At 33.7% G+C, this 17,615-nt stretch carries 16 protein-coding genes; 15 read left to right on the top strand and 1 reads right to left on the bottom strand.

Annotation, left to right across the window (positions count from 1 at the left end; genetic code table 11):
* Window positions 1–13 precede the first annotated feature (13 nt).
* The 3 genes from K8B81_RS00075 to K8B81_RS00085 all read left to right on the top strand — a co-directional run bounded on the left by K8B81_RS00075 (window position 14) and on the right by K8B81_RS00085 (window position 2,382).
* Complete coding sequence (locus K8B81_RS00075; protein ID WP_223678063.1) at window positions 14–730, top strand: tRNA threonylcarbamoyladenosine dehydratase; 717 nt, start codon at window positions 14–16, stop codon at window positions 728–730.
* 75 nt (window positions 731–805) lie between these two features.
* A complete protein-coding gene (locus K8B81_RS00080) occupies window positions 806–1,468 on the top strand; it encodes an HAD family hydrolase (protein ID WP_223678064.1) in 663 nt (220 codons plus the stop codon).
* Window positions 1,469–1,539: 71 nt separating this feature from the next.
* Complete coding sequence (locus tag K8B81_RS00085; protein ID WP_223678065.1) at window positions 1,540–2,382, top strand: DUF2911 domain-containing protein; 843 nt, start codon at window positions 1,540–1,542, stop codon at window positions 2,380–2,382.
* A gap of 70 nt (window positions 2,383–2,452) precedes the next feature.
* On the opposite strand, the gene K8B81_RS00090 is transcribed toward K8B81_RS00085, so the two are convergent.
* A complete protein-coding gene (locus tag K8B81_RS00090) occupies window positions 2,453–3,304 on the bottom strand; it encodes an aldose 1-epimerase family protein (protein ID WP_223678066.1) in 852 nt (283 codons plus the stop codon).
* Window positions 3,305–3,489: 185 nt separating this feature from the next.
* On the opposite strand from K8B81_RS00090, the gene K8B81_RS00095 reads away from it, so the two are divergent.
* From K8B81_RS00095 to argH, 12 genes are all read left to right on the top strand, one after another.
* Window positions 3,490–5,760, top strand: a complete 2,271-nt coding sequence (locus K8B81_RS00095) for a M1 family metallopeptidase (RefSeq protein ID WP_223678067.1) — start codon at window positions 3,490–3,492, stop codon at window positions 5,758–5,760.
* A 468-nt stretch (window positions 5,761–6,228) separates the two neighbouring features.
* Window positions 6,229–6,867, top strand: coding sequence for a GNAT family N-acetyltransferase (locus tag K8B81_RS00100; RefSeq protein WP_223678068.1), 639 nt, complete (start codon window positions 6,229–6,231; stop codon window positions 6,865–6,867).
* 62 nt (window positions 6,868–6,929) lie between these two features.
* Window positions 6,930–8,123 carry an argininosuccinate synthase gene (locus K8B81_RS00105; RefSeq protein ID WP_223678069.1) on the top strand — a complete coding sequence of 398 codons (1,194 nt, stop codon included), beginning with the start codon at window positions 6,930–6,932 and terminating at the stop codon, window positions 8,121–8,123.
* A 38-nt stretch (window positions 8,124–8,161) separates the two neighbouring features.
* On the top strand, window positions 8,162–8,584 hold the full coding sequence (locus K8B81_RS00110; RefSeq protein WP_223678070.1) for a hypothetical protein: 423 nt from the start codon (window positions 8,162–8,164) through the stop codon (window positions 8,582–8,584).
* A gap of 42 nt (window positions 8,585–8,626) precedes the next feature.
* Entirely contained in the window at window positions 8,627–9,604 is a 978-nt protein-coding gene (gene argC, locus K8B81_RS00115) for an N-acetyl-gamma-glutamyl-phosphate reductase (RefSeq protein WP_223678071.1), read from the top strand.
* 151 nt (window positions 9,605–9,755) lie between these two features.
* Window positions 9,756–10,895 carry an aspartate aminotransferase family protein gene (locus K8B81_RS00120; RefSeq protein ID WP_223678072.1) on the top strand — a complete coding sequence of 380 codons (1,140 nt, stop codon included), beginning with the start codon at window positions 9,756–9,758 and terminating at the stop codon, window positions 10,893–10,895.
* Between the two features lie 160 nt (window positions 10,896–11,055).
* Entirely contained in the window at window positions 11,056–12,249 is a 1,194-nt protein-coding gene (locus K8B81_RS00125; RefSeq protein ID WP_223678073.1) for a glutamate-5-semialdehyde dehydrogenase, read from the top strand.
* Window positions 12,250–12,344: 95 nt separating this feature from the next.
* Entirely contained in the window at window positions 12,345–13,106 is a 762-nt protein-coding gene (gene proB, locus K8B81_RS00130) for a glutamate 5-kinase (protein WP_223678074.1), read from the top strand.
* Between the two features lie 72 nt (window positions 13,107–13,178).
* Window positions 13,179–14,126 carry an N-acetylornithine carbamoyltransferase gene (locus K8B81_RS00135; RefSeq protein WP_223678075.1) on the top strand — a complete coding sequence of 316 codons (948 nt, stop codon included), beginning with the start codon at window positions 13,179–13,181 and terminating at the stop codon, window positions 14,124–14,126.
* A 93-nt stretch (window positions 14,127–14,219) separates the two neighbouring features.
* On the top strand, window positions 14,220–14,996 hold the full coding sequence (gene argB, locus K8B81_RS00140) for an acetylglutamate kinase (protein WP_223678076.1): 777 nt from the start codon (window positions 14,220–14,222) through the stop codon (window positions 14,994–14,996).
* Between the two features lie 78 nt (window positions 14,997–15,074).
* A complete protein-coding gene (locus K8B81_RS00145; RefSeq protein WP_223678077.1) occupies window positions 15,075–16,145 on the top strand; it encodes a M20 family metallo-hydrolase in 1,071 nt (356 codons plus the stop codon).
* A gap of 180 nt (window positions 16,146–16,325) precedes the next feature.
* On the top strand, window positions 16,326–17,606 hold the full coding sequence (argH, locus tag K8B81_RS00150) for an argininosuccinate lyase (protein WP_223678078.1): 1,281 nt from the start codon (window positions 16,326–16,328) through the stop codon (window positions 17,604–17,606).
* Window positions 17,607–17,615: the final 9 nt, after the last annotated feature.

Here is a 17,615-nt window from a genome sequence, read left to right on the forward strand (position 1 = left end):
ACAAAAGAAGTATATGGCAGAGTGGACAGAAAGAGCCGAGCTTTTATTTACAAAAGAAGGATTAGATAACTTGCAGAATGCCAATGTTTTGGTTGTGGGTTTAGGAGGAGTAGGATCGTTTGCAGCTGAATTTTTGGCTAGAGCAGGAGTAGGCAATATGACTATCGTTGACGGAGATGTTGTAGATATCACCAATATAAACAGACAATTGCCTGCTTTGCATTCAACTGTTGGGGAACCAAAAATTAAAATTGTAAGTGACCGACTGATGGATATTAATCCTAAACTAAAGTTAACACGCGTACAGGAATTTTTATCACCGGAACGCGCTTTTGAAATCGTTTCCCCAGAATTTGATTATGTTTTGGACTGTATTGATAGTGTGACACCGAAGCTAAATTTAATTTTAGCTGCCAAACGTAAAAAAGTAAAAATTATAAGCAGTATGGGAGCCGGTGGGAAAATGCTGGCTTCAAAAGTAAAAGTGGGGGACATTTCAAAAACCTGTTATTGTCCATTTGCAAAAACAATTAGACGCCGGTTAAAAGCAGAAAAAATTTATAAGTTAAAAGTTGTTTTTTCTCCTGAGATTCCTGATAAAAAGAGTTTGAGAATGACAGATGGTAAAAACTTTAAAAAATCATTTTACGGAACCAATAGTTATATCCCTGCTTTATTTGGCTTGCACGCCGCAGAAACTGTAATACGTCACTTGCTTAAAAAAGAATAGTTTAATGCTTCAGATTTTAAGTTGATGATAAAAAATAAAATACTTGGAATCTCAAAACCTTAGTAACTCAATAAAATGGTTAAAACAGTAATTTTTGATATGGACGGTGTAATTGTCGATACAGAACCCGTTCATCGTTATGCTTATTACAAACAATTTTCAGAATTAAATATTGAAGTTTCCGAAGAAATGTACACTTCCTTCACAGGATTTTCAACACGAAATACGTTTCAGACTTTAAAAACATATTTCCCGGCACTGCAACATAGTGTTGAGGATTTGATCCAAAGAAAAAGAAATATTTTTAATGATGCTTTTGATACCAAAGAAGATCTGTATTTATTAGAAGGTGTTGAGGATTTAATAAAAGATTTATATGCTAACGGAATAGAGTTAATTTTAGCTTCATCAGCTTCAAAGGTAACTATTGACCGTGTTTTTACCCGATTTAATCTGCATCAGTATTTTTCTGCTATTGTGAGTGGTGAAGATTTTCCGCAATCTAAACCAAATCCTGCCATTTTTCTTCATGCTGCTTCTTTGTCAATTGCTCCGAAAGAAAATTGTATCATTATAGAAGACAGTACAAATGGTATAAAAGCCGCAAAAGGAGCAGGAATTTTTTGTGTAGGATACAGAAGTGAAAATTCAGAAGGACAGGATTTATCTGAAGCTAATATGATTATTAATCACTTTAATGAGTTAGATGCTTTCAAAATATCACAGTTAAGTGTTTGAATTAAGTAAAATTTAACTTTTGTCCTTTTTTGAATTCGTAATTTTGAAAAAAACAAATTGACTTATAGAAAATGAAAAAACTACTTATTGCTTTAGCCGTTATTTTAGCGCCTCTTGCCACAGAAGCACAAATAAGAACACCTCAGGCTAGTCCAAAAGGGTATATTAAGCAAACCGTTGGATTAACCGATGTTGAAGTTACCTATTCAAGACCAGGTGCCAGAGGCAGGGCGGTTTTTGGTAATCTGGTTCCGTTTGGAAAATTATGGAGAACAGGAGCAAATGAAAATACAATAATCAATTTTGGAGATGATGTTGTTATTGATGGTAAAACATTAAAAAAAGGAAAATATGCAATTTATACTATCCCAAAAATAGAAAGCTGGGAAATAATTTTTTACCTTTCTACAGACAACTGGGGATTGCCTGAAAATTGGAGCGATGCTTATGTTGCACTAAGAACAACAGTTAAAGAAGATGCATTGCCAACTCCTGTTGAAACTTTTACTATAGGAATTAATAATCTGGATCAAAATTCAGGATATTTGGAAATAGCCTGGGAAAACTCTCATGTAGCTTTGAAATTTGAAGTTCCTACTGCTAAATTAGCTACAGCAAGTATTCAAAAAACTTTGGCCGGCCCAACATGGAATGATTATTATGCTGCATCCCAATATTTATTCCAGTCAAATGGCAATATGATTCTTGCAAGAGAATATGTAGATAAAGCATTAGAATTGAGTACTGATAAACCTTATTATCTTACAAGATTAAAATCATTAATTCAGGCTAGACAAGGTGATAAAGCGGGAGCAGTTGAAACAGCCAAAATTTCTTTAGCATCTGCAGAAGCGGCTAATAATCAGGATTATGTAAAAATGAACAAGGATAGTATTTCAGAATGGAGTAGATAATCCGCAATACATATAATAAAGTACAAACCCATTTTGTTTCATCTCAAAATGGGTTTTTTATTGTTATTAATTAAAAGATTTCTATATCGAATGAAGTATTAAAACTTTGATTCGCTTCAAGAATCAGTATTCCCTCTTTTTTAAATAAATCTCCTGATTTTTCAAGTGTATCAGAATAACCAAACCAAGGTTCAATACAAATAAATGGAGCGTTTTCTTTAGTCCATATTCCTAAACTTGGAAAATCCTTAAAATCAACTTTAATATATGGTTTTGAGTTTTCAAGTATAGTTAAAGAATTTGATTCTAGGGTTTTAAAAACCAAAGCATCATTTTCAAATAATTTATAATGTAATGGAACTGTATTATTTGAAATTTCTAAAATCTCATTAGTATTAGAAATTAATCCATCTTCAAGAAGTGAATATTCCAGTTTTTCTTCTTTTTCAAATTGAATGCTGTAGTTTGAAAAATTTTCAGGTAAAGCAAAGGCAGGATGGGCTCCAATAGAAAAAGGAATTTGTGTTGATTCGTTATTGATTACTTTATATGCAATATTCAGTTTGTTTCCTTCAAGTTTGTAAACAATCTGCAATTCAAACTTAAAAGGGTATTTCTCAAGTGTTTCTTCATCATAGGATAAAGAAAATGTGGCAGATGATTCTGTTTTTTCAATTAATTGAAATTCCATATCACGGGCAAAACCATGTCTTGGTAAGCGATAGTCTTTTTTATTAAATGTATAAGTTTCGTTTTTTAAGCTTCCCACAATTGGAAAAAGTATAGGAGAATGTTTTGGCCAATAATTAGGGTCTCCATTCCACATGTATTCTTTATTTTGATTGTTTGTTAATGAAAATAATTCAGCTCCAGCATGTTTTATAGAAGCTTTTAGTGCTTTATTTGAGATTGTTGTATCCAAAATGATATTTTTAAGTGAGATTAAACCTTTATAATGTAAATATAATTCTTATAAATTTTATTTTACAGACAAATTATTTAAATTACTTTTTTAATAATATTTTGCTAAAATTGAATATAAGCTTTGAGTTTTCTCTGTGAATAGTATTTTTTTTCATTAATTTGCTATATAAACAGGTATAAAATATGAAAAGAAAATTCGCTAAAGCCTTATTGATAACGGCTTTGTTTGTAGGAATTTATTCTGTTACTGCTCAGCAGGCACCGGTAACAGCAGGAAATCCAGTTAATAATTACAATTATCATGATGCATTCGCTCCCCATTTTTACACAAAAAATGGTACCCCAACCCGTTCAGCAAGCGGGCAGCCAGGTATTGAATACTGGCAAAACAGGGCAGATTATCAGATTACGGCAAAATTAAACGCTACTACAAATGAAATAGTCGGTACAGATGAAATTACATACACAAATAATAGTCCGGATAAACTTTCTTCCGTATGGCTTAATTTAGATCAGAATTTATTCAAAAATGACTCACGTGGAAATGCAGTTGTGCCTTTAACAGGAAGTCGTAATGGAGCACAGGGGCAAATTTTTGACGGAGGAAATAAAATAAAATCAGTCAAAGTAACTTTAGGAGATAAGAAAAAAACAGAGGCTGAAGCGAAATATATAATTACAGATACCAGAATGCAGATTTTTCTTCCACAGGAATTAGCATCAAAGGGAGGTTCTGTAAAAATAAAAATTGAATTCTCATTTATTGCCCCGTTTGAAGGGTCTGACAGGATGGGAGTATTGGAAACCAAAAACGGAAAAATATTCACAATAGCACAATGGTATCCGCGTATGTGTGTGTATGATGATGTAAGAGGTTGGAATACAGCACCATATTTGGGGGCTTCTGAGTTTTATCTGGAATATGGTGACTTTGATGTCAAACTTACAGTTCCGGCTAATCATTATGTTGTTGGATCAGGTGAATTGTTAAATGGAGCAGAAGTATTGCCGGCGGAGCAGTTTAAGCGCTATAAAGAAGCTTCTCAAAGTGATAAAACGGTTGTTATCCGTTCAGCAGAAGAAGTAGCAGCCGGAGCAAACGCCACCAACGCAAATACTGAAAAGACCTGGCATTATCAGATTAAGAATGCCCGGGATTTCTCGTGGGCTTCATCCCCGGCCTTTATTTTAGACGGTGCAAAAATTAATCTCCCAAGTGGTAAAAAAGCGTTGGCACTATCGGCTTATCCGGTTGAAAGTAAAGGCAACAATGCCTGGGAACGTTCTACAGAATATGTAAAAGCATCAATTGAACATTATTCAAAACAGTGGTTTGAATACCCTTATCCGGCAGCTACAAATGTTGCAGGAAATGAGGGCGGAATGGAATATCCCGGAATTGTTTTCTGTGGATGGAAATCAAAAGGTCAGGATTTATGGGGAGTTACAGATCATGAGTTTGGCCATATCTGGTTTCCAATGATTGTGGGTTCAAACGAAAGATTATTCGGATGGATGGATGAAGGTTTCAATACTTTTATAAATTCATTGAGTACTGAAGCATTTAATAATGGTGAATATAAAGAAAAGCCTGCCGATTTACACGAAATGGCAGAGCCCTTTACAAGACCAGACTTAGAAACAATTATGAGTACTCCTGACAATATGAAGGAAGCCAATATTGGGATGCTGTGTTATTTTAAACCAAGTGCAGGTTTAATTATTTTGAGAGAACAGATTTTAGGAAAAGAGCGTTTTGATACTGCATTTAGAACTTATATCCAGCGATGGGCTTACAAACATCCTCAGCCTGATGATTTTTTCAGATCTATGGAAAATGTGGCTGGTGAAGATTTAAGCTGGTTCTGGAGAAGCTGGTATGTAAATAACTGGCGTTTTGATCAGGCAATTAACTGGATTAAATATATAAAAAATGATCCTGCAAAAGGAGTTATCATAAATGTTTCGAACTTAGACAAAATGCCAATGCCAATTGTTCTGGATGTAAAAACAAAAAGCGGGAAAGTGGCAAGAGTTAAATTACCTGTAGAAATTTGGCAGCGTAATAATGACTGGTCTTTCAAACATAATTTTACAGAGGAAATAGAAAGTATAACTTTAGATCCTGATCATGTTTTTCCGGATAATAACGTAAGTAATAATGTTTGGACGGCTGGAAAAGGAAAAGTTGAAAAAGATATTATCCTGGATGGTTATTTGGGGCTTTATTCTACAAAAAATGCTCCTTTAAAAATCGAATTAACTGAAAAGAATAGTGTTTTAAATGTTGAAATTACCAATTTCCCTAAGTTTACGGTTGAACCTGTAGCAGGTGAAAAGGATACTTTTATATCTAATGCAGCGGGTTTAAAATTTAAATTTAATGAAGCAAAAACAGCTTTTGATATGACTATTTTAGGTAATGGGCAAGTAATTCCATTTACTAAAAATTAAAATAAAATTTCTAAATAATTCAGTCCGATAGGTTTATGCTAATCTATCGGACTTTTTTTTGTTTCATAAAATAACATTCCATTAAAAAAATGTTAGAATTTTAAAAAATGGTTTTGTAAATAAAAAAATAGTGTACTTTTGCACCGATGAATAAAATAAGTTTACATACAACTTCTTTGTCACGGACAATCTCACCTGGTACTTCTCCCGAAGTACGGATGCTATCTATATAGTATTCAAAGAGTTTTTCGTCGCGTATTTATTTATATTCATTTTTATTTTGAAATCACTTAAGTTGTCCATCGGACAAACACATACCAAAAGTATTTATTTTTTTAAAAAAGACCTCAATCAACTTTTTGATCTTGAAGGTGTTACTTCTGTTGTGTCTGATTTTATTAGTTTGTTTTTCGAATTTCAAACCAAACAATACGTTTTAATATTTAACGCTAAACTTCAATTACTGAAATGAAGATATCTATTGTTGTTACTCAGGAAGAACACTTCAAATTCGCACAGGAAATTTGCGATACTATAGAATCATCTGCCTTGTTAAGAGGTACAGGGATTGCTAAAAGGACTCCTGAATACATTCAGAAAAAAATGTCTAACGGAGATGCGATGATTGCTCTTGTAGACGAAAAATTCGCAGGTTTTTGTTATATCGAAAGTTGGGAGCACGGAAAATTCGTGGCACACTCCGGTTTAATCGTGCATCCGGATTACAGAAACTTAGGTTTGGCTAAAAAAATAAAATCAAAAGTTTTTGATTATTCCCTGAAAAAATATCCAAACGCTAAAATATTTGGTATTACAACTGGTTTGGCGGTTATGAAAATTAACTCTGAATTAGGTTATAAACCAGTTCCTTTCTCAGAATTAACAACAGATCCAAGTTTTTGGGCTGGCTGTAAAACATGTACCAACTTTCCGATTCTTCAAAGTAAAGAAAATAAAATGTGCTTGTGTACCGGAATGTTATATGATCCAAAAGATAAGCCAAAAGATCCGCCAAGACATCCTTTTAACGAGGCTGTTTTGAAAAGATTAAAAAAAATAAAACAAGCTTTATTTTTAAATAAAATTTTATCTGTTTTATTTACCTAAAAGACTAATTAAAAGAAATCTCAAACTGCTACATACGAAAGTATTAGCCTAAATTATAAAAAATGAAAAAAGTAGTATTAGCTTATAGCGGAGGATTAGATACCTCGTATTGTTTGAAATATTTAAAAAATGAAAAAGGATACGAAGTTCACACTGTTCTTGTTGACACAGGAGGATTCGACGCAGAAGAATTATCAGCAATTGAAAAAAGAGCTTACGAATTAGGAAGTGCACAACACGCAAACCTTACAATCGTAGACAAATATTATGATAAAGCTATAAAATATTTGATTTTCGGAAACGTATTAAAAAACAATACATATCCGTTATCAGTAAGTGCAGAGCGTGTTTTTCAAGCTATTGAAGCCATTAAATATGCTAAAAAAGTTGGAGCAAGTGCCATCGCACACGGAAGTACAGGTGCAGGAAACGACCAAATTCGTTTTGATTTGATTTTCCAAACGATCGCTCCAGAAATCGAAATCATTACACCAATTAGAGATCTAAAACTTTCTAGACAAGAAGAAGTAGAGTACCTTCAAAAAAATGGAGTAAGCTATTCTTGGGAAAAAGCGCAATATTCTATCAATAAAGGACTTTGGGGAACAAGTGTTGGAGGAAAAGAAACTTTAACTTCAGGACAACCATTACCAAGTGAAGCTTATCCTTCACAATTGCAAAAAGAAGGTGAAGAAAAGGTAACACTTCATTTTGAACAAGGAGAATTAGTTGCATTGAATGGTAAAAAAGATGTTCCTGAAAAAAATATTGTAAAACTTGAAAAACTAGCAAATGCTTATGCAATTGGTAGAGATATTCACGTTGGAGATACTATTATCGGAATTAAAGGAAGGGTTGGTTTTGAAGCTGCTGCTCCATTAATTATCATCAAAGCGCATCATTTATTAGAGAAACATACTCTGGGAAAATGGCAGCAATACTGGAAAGAACAACTAGGAAACTGGTATGGGATGTTGTTTCATGAAGGTCAGTTTTTAGATCCTGTTATGAGAAACATCGAAACTTTCCTGCAAGACACTCAAAAAACAGTAAACGGAACAGTAACTGTTTCATTAAAACCATATCATTTTTCGCTTGACGGAATCGAATCTAAAAATGATTTGATGAATACAGGTTTCGGTCAATATGGGGAAATGAACAATGCCTGGACATCAGACGATGCAAAAGGATTTATTAAGATTTTAGGAAATGCTCAAAATATATTTTCATCTGTAAATAATGAAAAATTTGAATAATTAGTTGTTTGTTATTTTTAGATATATATACTTAATTTATGAAGGCAAAAGTATTTTTTTTATTTCCAATTCTTTTATTGTTTTTAGCTTGTGAAAGTGATGATGTAAAATCATCTGATAATGAGACTTTAAAAGAAATCACCTATGAAGTTGTTTTATTTGAATTTATTGCTGACACAGGTAATGGTTCTTCTCGTTTAAGATATAATATAAAATTCAACAATCCAAACAAGCTAGCAATTAAAGGAACAACTTCTATAACATTGGATTATAACGGAGTAGTATTGACACCTATAAAAAAAATTATTGATGAAGACTCCTATATTCATATTGGTGCTAACTCTAGTTATACAGAAGTATATGATGTTGTTTCTCCTCATGAGACAAATTTACTGAGTCCTGAACAGATAAAGGCATTTTATGTAAAGTTTGTATCTGCTAAATTTATTGTTGCAGAATAATAAAACAAAAGATTTCTTTATAGAATCTTAAAAAATAAAATTATGATTAATATCGGAATAATAGGTGGTTCAGGTTATACAGCAGGAGAATTAATTAGAATCCTGATGTATCACCCAAACGCCAAATTAGATTTTGTTTACAGCACAACAAACGCAGGAAAACCACTTTCTGTGGCGCACCATGATTTGATGGGCGATATTGAAATGAATTTCACAGCCGAAATCAATCCGAATGTGAATGTTGTTTTCTTGTGTTTAGGTCACGGAAAATCAATTTCATTTTTGAAAGAAAATCAGTTTGCAAGTCACACGAAAATTATTGATTTAGGAAATGATTTCAGATTGAATAAAGATGCGCATTTCGAAGGAAAAGATTTCATTTACGGACTGCCAGAAATCAATAAATCTGAAATCAAAAAAGCAAATTACATCGCCAATCCAGGTTGTTTTGCAACTGCTATTCAGTTGGCTTTACTGCCTTTGGCAAAACACAATCTGCTGAATAATGATGTTCATATTAATGCGACAACAGGAAGTACAGGAGCGGGAGTAAGTCTTTCGGAAACTTCTCATTTTAGCTGGAGGAACAATAATATGTCGCATTACAAAGCTTTTGAACACCAGCATTTAGGTGAAATTTCCGAAAGTTTGGTTCAGCTGCAAGATGATTTTGACAGTGAATTGCTTTTTATTCCGAATAGAGGAGATTTTCCAAGAGGAATTTTTGCAACGCTTTACACATTATGCGATGATAGTTTGGAACAATTGGTTGAAAAATACCAGGAGTTCTATAAAAATGAGCCTTTCGTAATCGTTACAACAACTAACATCAATATGAAGCAGGTTGTACAAACGAACAAATGTATCATTAGTTTATTGAAAAAAGGAAACCGGGTTCTTATAACATCAATAATAGATAACTTAACCAAAGGTGCTTCAGGACAAGCCATTCAAAATATGAATTTAATGTTCGGACTAGAAGAAACCACAGGTTTACATTTGAAACCAAGCGGATTTTAGTGGAAGTTAGAGGTTAAAAGTTAGATGTTAAACGTCTGAACTCAACTTCTAAACTTTACAATAATTTTTAAGTTAAAGTTCTAAGCCCAAATGTAACCGTATTGCATTGAACTTCTAACTTTTAACAAATAACATTTAACTTTTTCAAAAAATGAACTTATTCAACGTTTACCCATTATATGACATTACTCCAGTAAAAGCAATTGATTGTACCATTATCGACGACAAAGGAGTAGAATATTTAGATTTATACAGCGGACATGGTGTGATTTCTATCGGACACACGCAGCCGGATTATGTTGCAAAACTTAAAAATCAAATAGATCATTTAGGTTTTTATTCAAATGCGATTCAGAATCCTTTGCAGGTTGAATTGGCGCAGAAATTAGGAAAACTTTCAGGATTAGAAGATTATGAATTATTTTTATGCAGTTCTGGTGCTGAAGCAAACGAAAATGCTTTAAAATTAGCTTCTTTCCATAACGGAAAATCTAGAGTTGTAGCTTTTCATAATTCTTTCCACGGAAGAACTTCTGCAGCCGTTGCCGTTACAGATAATAAAAAGATTGTGGCACCAATAAATGCACAGCAAGAAGTAACATTTTTACCTTTAAACCAGATCGAATTGGTTGAAGCGGAATTAGCAAAAGGAGATGTTTCTTCTGTAATTATTGAAGGAATCCAAGGAGTTGGAGGTTTAGACCAAGGAACAACGGAGTTTTTTCAGGCTTTAGAAAAAGCATGTAAAAAACACGATGTGGTTTTGATTTTAGACGAAGTACAATCAGGATACGGAAGAAGCGGTAAATTCTTCGCTTTCCAACACCACGGAATCAATGCTGATATTATTTCAGTTGCAAAAGGAATGGGGAACGGTTTTCCAGTTGGAGCAATTTTGATTTCTCCAAAATTCGAAGCAAGTTTCGGATTATTAGGAACTACTTTCGGCGGAAGCCACTTGTCTTGCGCAGCAGGAATCGCAGTTTTAGATGTAATTGAAAAGCTTGATTTACAAAAGAATGTAAATGAAGTTTACGAATATTTCTTAGAGAAAATCAAAGATGTTGAAGGAATCAAACAAGTAAAAGGAAAAGGCTTAATGCTTGGAGTAGAGTTTGATTTTGATGTAGCAGCTTTGAGAAAGAAATTAATTATCGAAAAACACATTTTTACAGGAAGCGCAAACAATAAAAATCTATTGAGAATTTTACCGCCTTTAACTGTGAAAAAAGCAGATATCGATACGTTTGTAAAAGCTTTAAAAGAAAGTTTAGAAGAATTAAAAAACTAAACAGATAACTATCCTAACAGGTTTCCAAAACCTGTTAGGTATAAAAGTTAGACTTGGAAATTATCTTCAAGTAACAAACCTAACAGGTTTTTTTAAACCTGTTAGGATAAAAAAGTTTCGATAAAAAAGAAACAACCAAAAAACAACCAACTATAAAAAAATGAAACCATTATCAATTGAAATACGCAATACGGTTTTGCGGACTATGGCAAAGCTGGTCGAACAAGAGCGGACTCAGATTATTTTGACCAATCAGGAAGATCTTAGTGATTATGACGGTTCAGACTTAGCGATGGAAGAACGCCTGAAAGTAGATGATAAAAAAGTTGATGAAATGATTTTGTCATTGAATCAGTTAGCATCCCAGGAAGATCCCATCGGTATTGAGCGTTTTCATTTTACTCATGATAATGGAATTAAAGTTGTGAATAAAACCGCAGCTTTCGGAACCATTTTAATTATCTACGAATCTCGTCCAGATGTTACGATTGAAGCTGGCGGAATTGCTTTTAAATCCGGAAATAAGATTTTATTAAAAGGCGGAAAAGAATCTTTAAAATCAAATTTAAAGATTGTAAGTCTTTGGCATAAAGCTTTAGAAGAGAATGGGGTTTCTAAAGACTGGGTAGAATATCTGAATTACAACAGAACCGAAACGCAGGCATTTTTAGAAAAACCAACTCAAAAAGTAGATTTAATTGTTCCGAGAGGAGGAGAAAAATTAATTGAGTTTGTAAAAGCACATGCGACTTGCCCAGTAATTGTAAGCGGACGCGGTAATAATTTTGTTTACGTTCATGAAGATGCTGATACAGATTTGGCTTTAAAAGTAATTTTAAATGCTAAAACGGCTAAAATTTCGGCTTGTAATGCATTAGATAAAGTTTTGATCAGTTCTAAACTTCCCAATTTTGAAGGTTTTACAGCGATGTTAATTGAAGCTTTAATCGAATCAAAAGTGGAAGTTATTGTCGACAAGTCGTTAGAGAATTTCGAGAATACGAAAACCATTCAAAACGAAGATATTTGGTACGAGGAGTTTTTAGATTATAAAATTGTAATCGGAACCATCGATTCTCAGGAAAATGCCATTGATATGATTAATAAATACTGCGGAGGACATTCTGCAGCAATTATTACAAGAGATGACGAAGTTGCGCAACAGTTTATGGAATCGATAGATGCCGCTGCAGTTTATCAAAATGCATCAACAAGATTCACAGACGGAGGACAATTCGGCCTTGGCGGAGAATTAGCAATTAGTACTGATAAACTGCATCAAAGAGGTCCGATTGGGTTGCAGCATTTGGTAACTAATAAATGGTACGTTTACGGAGAAGGGCAGATTAGGTAAGTGAGATAATGTGAAAATTGAGGTAATTAGATAATTTGAAAATTCTGAAAAATTAGAATCTCAGCGTCTTAGAACCTTAGCATCTTTTAGAAAAAATGGCTAAAAAACGGATTTTATTAAAAATAGGAAGTAATACTTTAACCAAAGAAACCAACCATATTTCGCGGGGAAAGATTGAAGACCTCGGAGTACAGATTGCGGCTTTAAACGACGAATATGAATTTATCATCGTAAGTTCGGGAGCAATTGCGGCGGCAAAGCAATTTGTAAAGCTGGATAATCAGGATAAAGATGTTTTTGTAAAACAGGCTTTAGCTTCAATCGGACAGCCTCATTTAATGCGGATTTACAATGAGAATTTTAAGGATTTAGGACTAAATACTTCACAGTGTTTACTTTCTTATTCTGATTTCGAAAAAGAACAGACCAAAAAGAACATTGTAAACACTATTAATGTATTAGTAAAAAACAATTATATTCCAATCATCAATGAAAATGATACGGTTGCGACAGATGAGATTCGGTTTGGGGATAACGACAAATTAGCGGCATTAACAGCAGTGCTGCTAAATGTTGATATTCTAATAATTGCAACCAATACAAACGGAATTTACACTAAAGAAACTATTCACAATGAAATTCCAGAAACGATTACATTGGTAGATGATTTAAAATCACTTGAAAAAGAAATCGGAGATTCAAAATCATCGCATGGAACAGGAGGAATGCAGTCTAAAATAGAAGCTGCAGGAATTGCTAAAGCGGCCAATATTGAAACCTGGATAGTCAATGGACTAAATGATAATTTTATTCTGAGGGCATTAAAAGACGAAATTCCATTTACTAAAATAATATAATGAGTCAATTAGAAAATGTCACAATTATCTAATTATCAAATTATCACATTTACTAATTAATTTTAAAAAAACATGAACTATATTTCAATAAAAGATATCGACTCATTATCAAAGTGGGTAAAACAAGCGATTAAAATAAAAAATAATCCGCTAAAGAATAAGAAACTAGGAAAGAATAAAACTTTAATAATGCTGTTTTTCAATTCTAGTCTCAGAACTCGCTTAAGTACACAAAAAGCAGCCATGAATCTAGGAATGAATGTAATGGTGATGAACTTTGGCAGTGAAGGCTGGACATTGGAATTTGAAGACGGAGCTGTAATGAATTCAGGTGCTTCAGAACACATTAAAGAAGCAGCAGAAGTAGTTTCTCAATATGGTGATATCATTGCAATCCGTGCTTTTGCAGGTTTAGTTGATAAAGAAAAAGATTATGCTGAAACTGTTATTTCAGGATTTTTAAAACATGCTACAGTACCAATCGTAAACATGGAAAGTGCTGTTCGTCATCCATTGCAGTCTTTGGCAGACGCAATTACGATGGAAGAATTCAAAACGAAGCACAAACCAAAAGTTGTTCTTTCGTGGGCTCCACATCCAAGAGCTTTGCCACAGGCAGTTGCGAATTCTTTCGTAGAAATGATGCAGATGCAAAAAGATATGGATTTTGTAATCACACATCCTGAAGGTTATGAATTAAGTCCGGAAATTATAAAAGATTCTAAAATTGAATACGATCAAAATAAAGCTTTTGAAAATGCCGATTTCGTTTACGTAAAAAACTGGAGTAATTTCAATGATTACGGAAAAGTAACAAACTCAGATCCAAACTGGACAGTTACTGCCGAAAAAATGGCTTTAACCAACAACGGAAAATTCATGCACTGTCTTCCGGTACGTCGTAACGTAATTGTAAGCGATGAAGTAATTGACAGTGAAAATTCTATCGTAATTGAACAGGCAAACAATAGAACGTATTCTGCGCAATTAGTTCTACAAAAGATTCTTAAAAAATTATAATTTTATAGGTGCAAAGGTTCAAAGTTACAAAGGTTCAGAGGTTTCTTCCGAACTTAAACTTTGTCCCTTTGTTCCTCTGAACCTTTGAACCTCATGAATAAAGTTACCGTAATAAAAATAGGAGGAAATATCATCGATAATCCTGCCGAATTAGAACAATTTTTAACTGATTTTTCTAAAATAGAAGGATACAAAGTTTTAGTTCACGGCGGTGGAAAATCGGCTACGAAAATGGCGCAGAGTATTGGCTTGGTTCCGCAGATGATTGACGGGCGCCGAATCACAGATGCTCCAATGCTCGACGTTGTGGTCATGATTTACGCAGGCCAGATCAACAAACATATTATAGCACAATTACAGGCAAAAGGCAATAATGCAATTGGTTTTTCCGGAGCTGACGGAAATTTGATTCAGTCAACAAAAAGAAATCATCCAACTATTAATTATGGATTTGTAGGTGATGTAAAACAAGTGAATACCAAATTACTGGCAACTTTATTAGAAGCTGGAATTGTACCTGTGTTTTGTGCGATTACACACGACAAAAAAGGTCAGTTATTAAACACAAATGCAGATACCATTGCAAGTGAATTGTCAATTGCGTTATCTGAAGTTTTTGATGTAACACTTACGTATTGTTTTGAAAAACAAGGAGTTTTGATGGATTCAGAAGACGATTCTTCTGTAATTACAGAAATAAATGAAAAATTATACAATAAACTAAAAGAAGAAAAAGTAATTCATTCCGGAATGATTCCGAAATTGGACAATTGCTTTAATAGTTTGTCACGCGGTGTTCAGAAAATCAAAATTGGGCATCATAGAATGCTTCAAAATTCTGATGTTCCACATACGACTATTACTTTATAAAAGAAAAAGTTGCTAAGTTTCAAATAAACCTAGACTTTTGCAGTCTTAGAATTTTAGCATCTAAGTACCTAGATTAAAATGAAAAATATAGAAACGCTTACCCGGGAAGCAATTGAATTATTAAGAAACCTGATTGAAACCCCTTCATTTTCAAGCGAAGAAGATCAGACAGCGCTATTAATAGAAAATTGGTTCAATCAAAACGATATTCCTTTCAAAAGAGAAAACAACAATGTGTGGGCTTTCAATAAATATTTCGACGAAAATAAACCAACGCTTTTACTGAATTCACACCATGATACGGTAAGGCCTAATCAGGCTTACACCAATGATCCGTTTAAAGCTATCGAAAAAGATGGTAAATTATTCGGTTTAGGGAGCAACGATGCAGGAGGATGTCTTGTTTCGTTATTAGCAACGTTTGTACATTTTTACGAAAATCAAAATTTATCACATAACTTGGTAATTGTAGCTTCTGCAGAAGAAGAAAGCAGCGGAAAAAACGGTTTAAACAGTGTCCTAAAACATTTGCCGGAGCTGGATTGCGCCATTGTGGGTGAGCCGACTTTGATGCAATTAGCCGTTGCAGAAAAAGGTCTTTTAGTTTTAGATGTAAAAGTAAAAGGAACTGCAAGCCATGCCGCGCATCAAAACGATGATAACGCTTTATACAAATCAATTCCGGTAATGGAATGGTTTAAAAACTATAAATTCGACAAAATCTCAGATGTTTTAGGTCCGGTAAAAATGACCGTAACGCAGATTAATGCAGGAAAACAGCACAATGTAGTACCGTCAGAATGTGATTTGGTTGTCGATATTCGGGTAACAGATTGCTACACAAATGCTGAAATTTTAGAAGTAGTAAAAGCAAATGTAAATGCAGAAGTTACACCAAGATCAATGCATTTAAATGCTTCGTCTATTCCAGTTGAACATGGTTTAGTACAAGCAGGAATTGCTTTAGGAAGAACAACTTACGGATCTCCAACCCTTTCTGATCAGTCGGTTTTAAGCTGTCAGTCCTTAAAATTAGGACCAGGAGAAACTTTGCGTTCACATTCAGCAGACGAATTTATTTTTGTAAATGAAATAGAAGAAGGAGTCGAGTTGTATATCAAAATACTAACCGATTTCTTTAAATTATAAGATTAATTAGGAGCTAATCCCGCTATCCGCTGCAATCTTTTATTTTTTAAAGAAAAAAACAAAAGGATTTTCACTACTATCGGGGCTAAGACCTTCAGAAACTAATAAAGAAAAAGTAGAAAACTTTGTGAATCTCTGAGATACTTTGTGTATCTCGGTGAAACAAAAAAAATATAACCTATGAAACTTTGGGAAAAAGGAATACCAACCGATAAACAAATCGAACAATTTACAGTAGGGAACGACCGTGAACTGGATTTGGTTTTAGCAAAATACGATGCTTTAGGTTCAATCGCACACGCCAAAATGTTGGGTCAGATTGGTTTGTTGACTGAAGAAGAAACAACTTCTTTGGTTGATGCTTTAAACGAAATCATTGCGGATATCGTAGTAGGAAATTTCGAAATCGAAGATAGTTTTGAAGATGTACATTCTAAAATCGAATATTTACTAACAGTAAAATTAGGAGACGCTGGAAAAAAAATCCACACAGCGCGTTCCCGTAACGATCAGGTTTTAGTAGATGTTCATTTGTATTTAAAAGACGAATTAAAAGTAATAAAAGAGCAGGTAAAAACACTTTTTGATTTGTTGATGGAATCAGCAGAAAAACATCAAAATATATTATTACCGGGTTATACGCATTTACAAATCGCAATGCCATCTTCATTCGGAATGTGGTTTTCGGCTTATGCTGAAAGTCTGATTGACGATATTACGATGCTGAACGCTGCTTCAAAAATTGTAGATCAGAATCCGTTAGGTTCTGCGGCGGGGTACGGAAGTTCATTCCCAATCAACAGAACTTTTACCACTCAGGAATTAGGTTTCGAAACTTTAAAATTCAATGCCGTTGCAGCACAAATGAGCCGTGGAAAAGCAGAAAAAACAGTTGCTTTTGCCATGACAAGTGTTGCAGGTACTTTATCAAAATTTGCTATGGACGTTTGTTTGTATATGAGCCAAAATTTTGATTTTATTGGTCTGCCTGCCCATCTTACAACGGGTTCGAGTATTATGCCTCATAAGAAAAACCCGGATGTATTTGAATTGATCAGAGGAAAATGCAACAAGATTCAGGCTCTTCCTTACGAAATCACTTTGATCACCAATAATCTTCCAAGCGGTTATCACAGAGATTTACAGCTTTTAAAAGAAGGTTTGTTTCCGGCAATTCAAAACTTAAAAGCCTGTTTGGATATTGCGATTTTCTCAATAAAAGATATCACAGTAAAAGACCATATTTTAGAAGATAAAAAATACGATTATTTGTTTACAGTTGATACTTTAAACGAAATGGTGGTTGCAGGAATGCCGTTTAGAGATGCTTACAAAGCCGTTGCAGAACAGTTGGAAGCAGGAACGTATAAATCTCCAAAAGAGACCAAACACACCCACGAAGGAAGTATTAATAATTTGTGCTTAGAGAATATAAAAGATAAAATGAAAGCAGCTTATTAATTTTTCATT

Origin of the sequence: Flavobacterium hibisci (genome assembly GCF_020026925.1) — a bacterium.
GTDB classification, from domain to species: Bacteria; Bacteroidota; Bacteroidia; order Flavobacteriales; family Flavobacteriaceae; genus Flavobacterium; species Flavobacterium hibisci.

Excerpts from the sequence above, each read along its gene's own strand:
- K8B81_RS00075 (WP_223678063.1), top strand. The coding sequence starts at position 14 with ATGGCAGAGTGGACAGAAAGAGCCGAGCTTTTATTTACAAAAGAAGGA.
- K8B81_RS00080 (WP_223678064.1), top strand. The coding sequence starts at position 806 with ATGGTTAAAACAGTAATTTTTGATATGGACGGTGTAATTGTCGATACA.
- K8B81_RS00085 (WP_223678065.1), top strand. The coding sequence starts at position 1,540 with ATGAAAAAACTACTTATTGCTTTAGCCGTTATTTTAGCGCCTCTTGCC.
- K8B81_RS00095 (WP_223678067.1), top strand. The coding sequence starts at position 3,490 with ATGAAAAGAAAATTCGCTAAAGCCTTATTGATAACGGCTTTGTTTGTA.
- K8B81_RS00100 (WP_223678068.1), top strand. The coding sequence starts at position 6,229 with ATGAAGATATCTATTGTTGTTACTCAGGAAGAACACTTCAAATTCGCA.
- K8B81_RS00105 (WP_223678069.1), top strand. The coding sequence starts at position 6,930 with ATGAAAAAAGTAGTATTAGCTTATAGCGGAGGATTAGATACCTCGTAT.
- K8B81_RS00110 (WP_223678070.1), top strand. The coding sequence starts at position 8,162 with ATGAAGGCAAAAGTATTTTTTTTATTTCCAATTCTTTTATTGTTTTTA.
- argC (WP_223678071.1), top strand. The coding sequence starts at position 8,627 with ATGATTAATATCGGAATAATAGGTGGTTCAGGTTATACAGCAGGAGAA.
- K8B81_RS00120 (WP_223678072.1), top strand. The coding sequence starts at position 9,756 with ATGAACTTATTCAACGTTTACCCATTATATGACATTACTCCAGTAAAA.
- K8B81_RS00125 (WP_223678073.1), top strand. The coding sequence starts at position 11,056 with ATGAAACCATTATCAATTGAAATACGCAATACGGTTTTGCGGACTATG.
- proB (WP_223678074.1), top strand. The coding sequence starts at position 12,345 with ATGGCTAAAAAACGGATTTTATTAAAAATAGGAAGTAATACTTTAACC.
- K8B81_RS00135 (WP_223678075.1), top strand. The coding sequence starts at position 13,179 with ATGAACTATATTTCAATAAAAGATATCGACTCATTATCAAAGTGGGTA.
- argB (WP_223678076.1), top strand. The coding sequence starts at position 14,220 with ATGAATAAAGTTACCGTAATAAAAATAGGAGGAAATATCATCGATAAT.
- K8B81_RS00145 (WP_223678077.1), top strand. The coding sequence starts at position 15,075 with ATGAAAAATATAGAAACGCTTACCCGGGAAGCAATTGAATTATTAAGA.
- argH (WP_223678078.1), top strand. The coding sequence starts at position 16,326 with ATGAAACTTTGGGAAAAAGGAATACCAACCGATAAACAAATCGAACAA.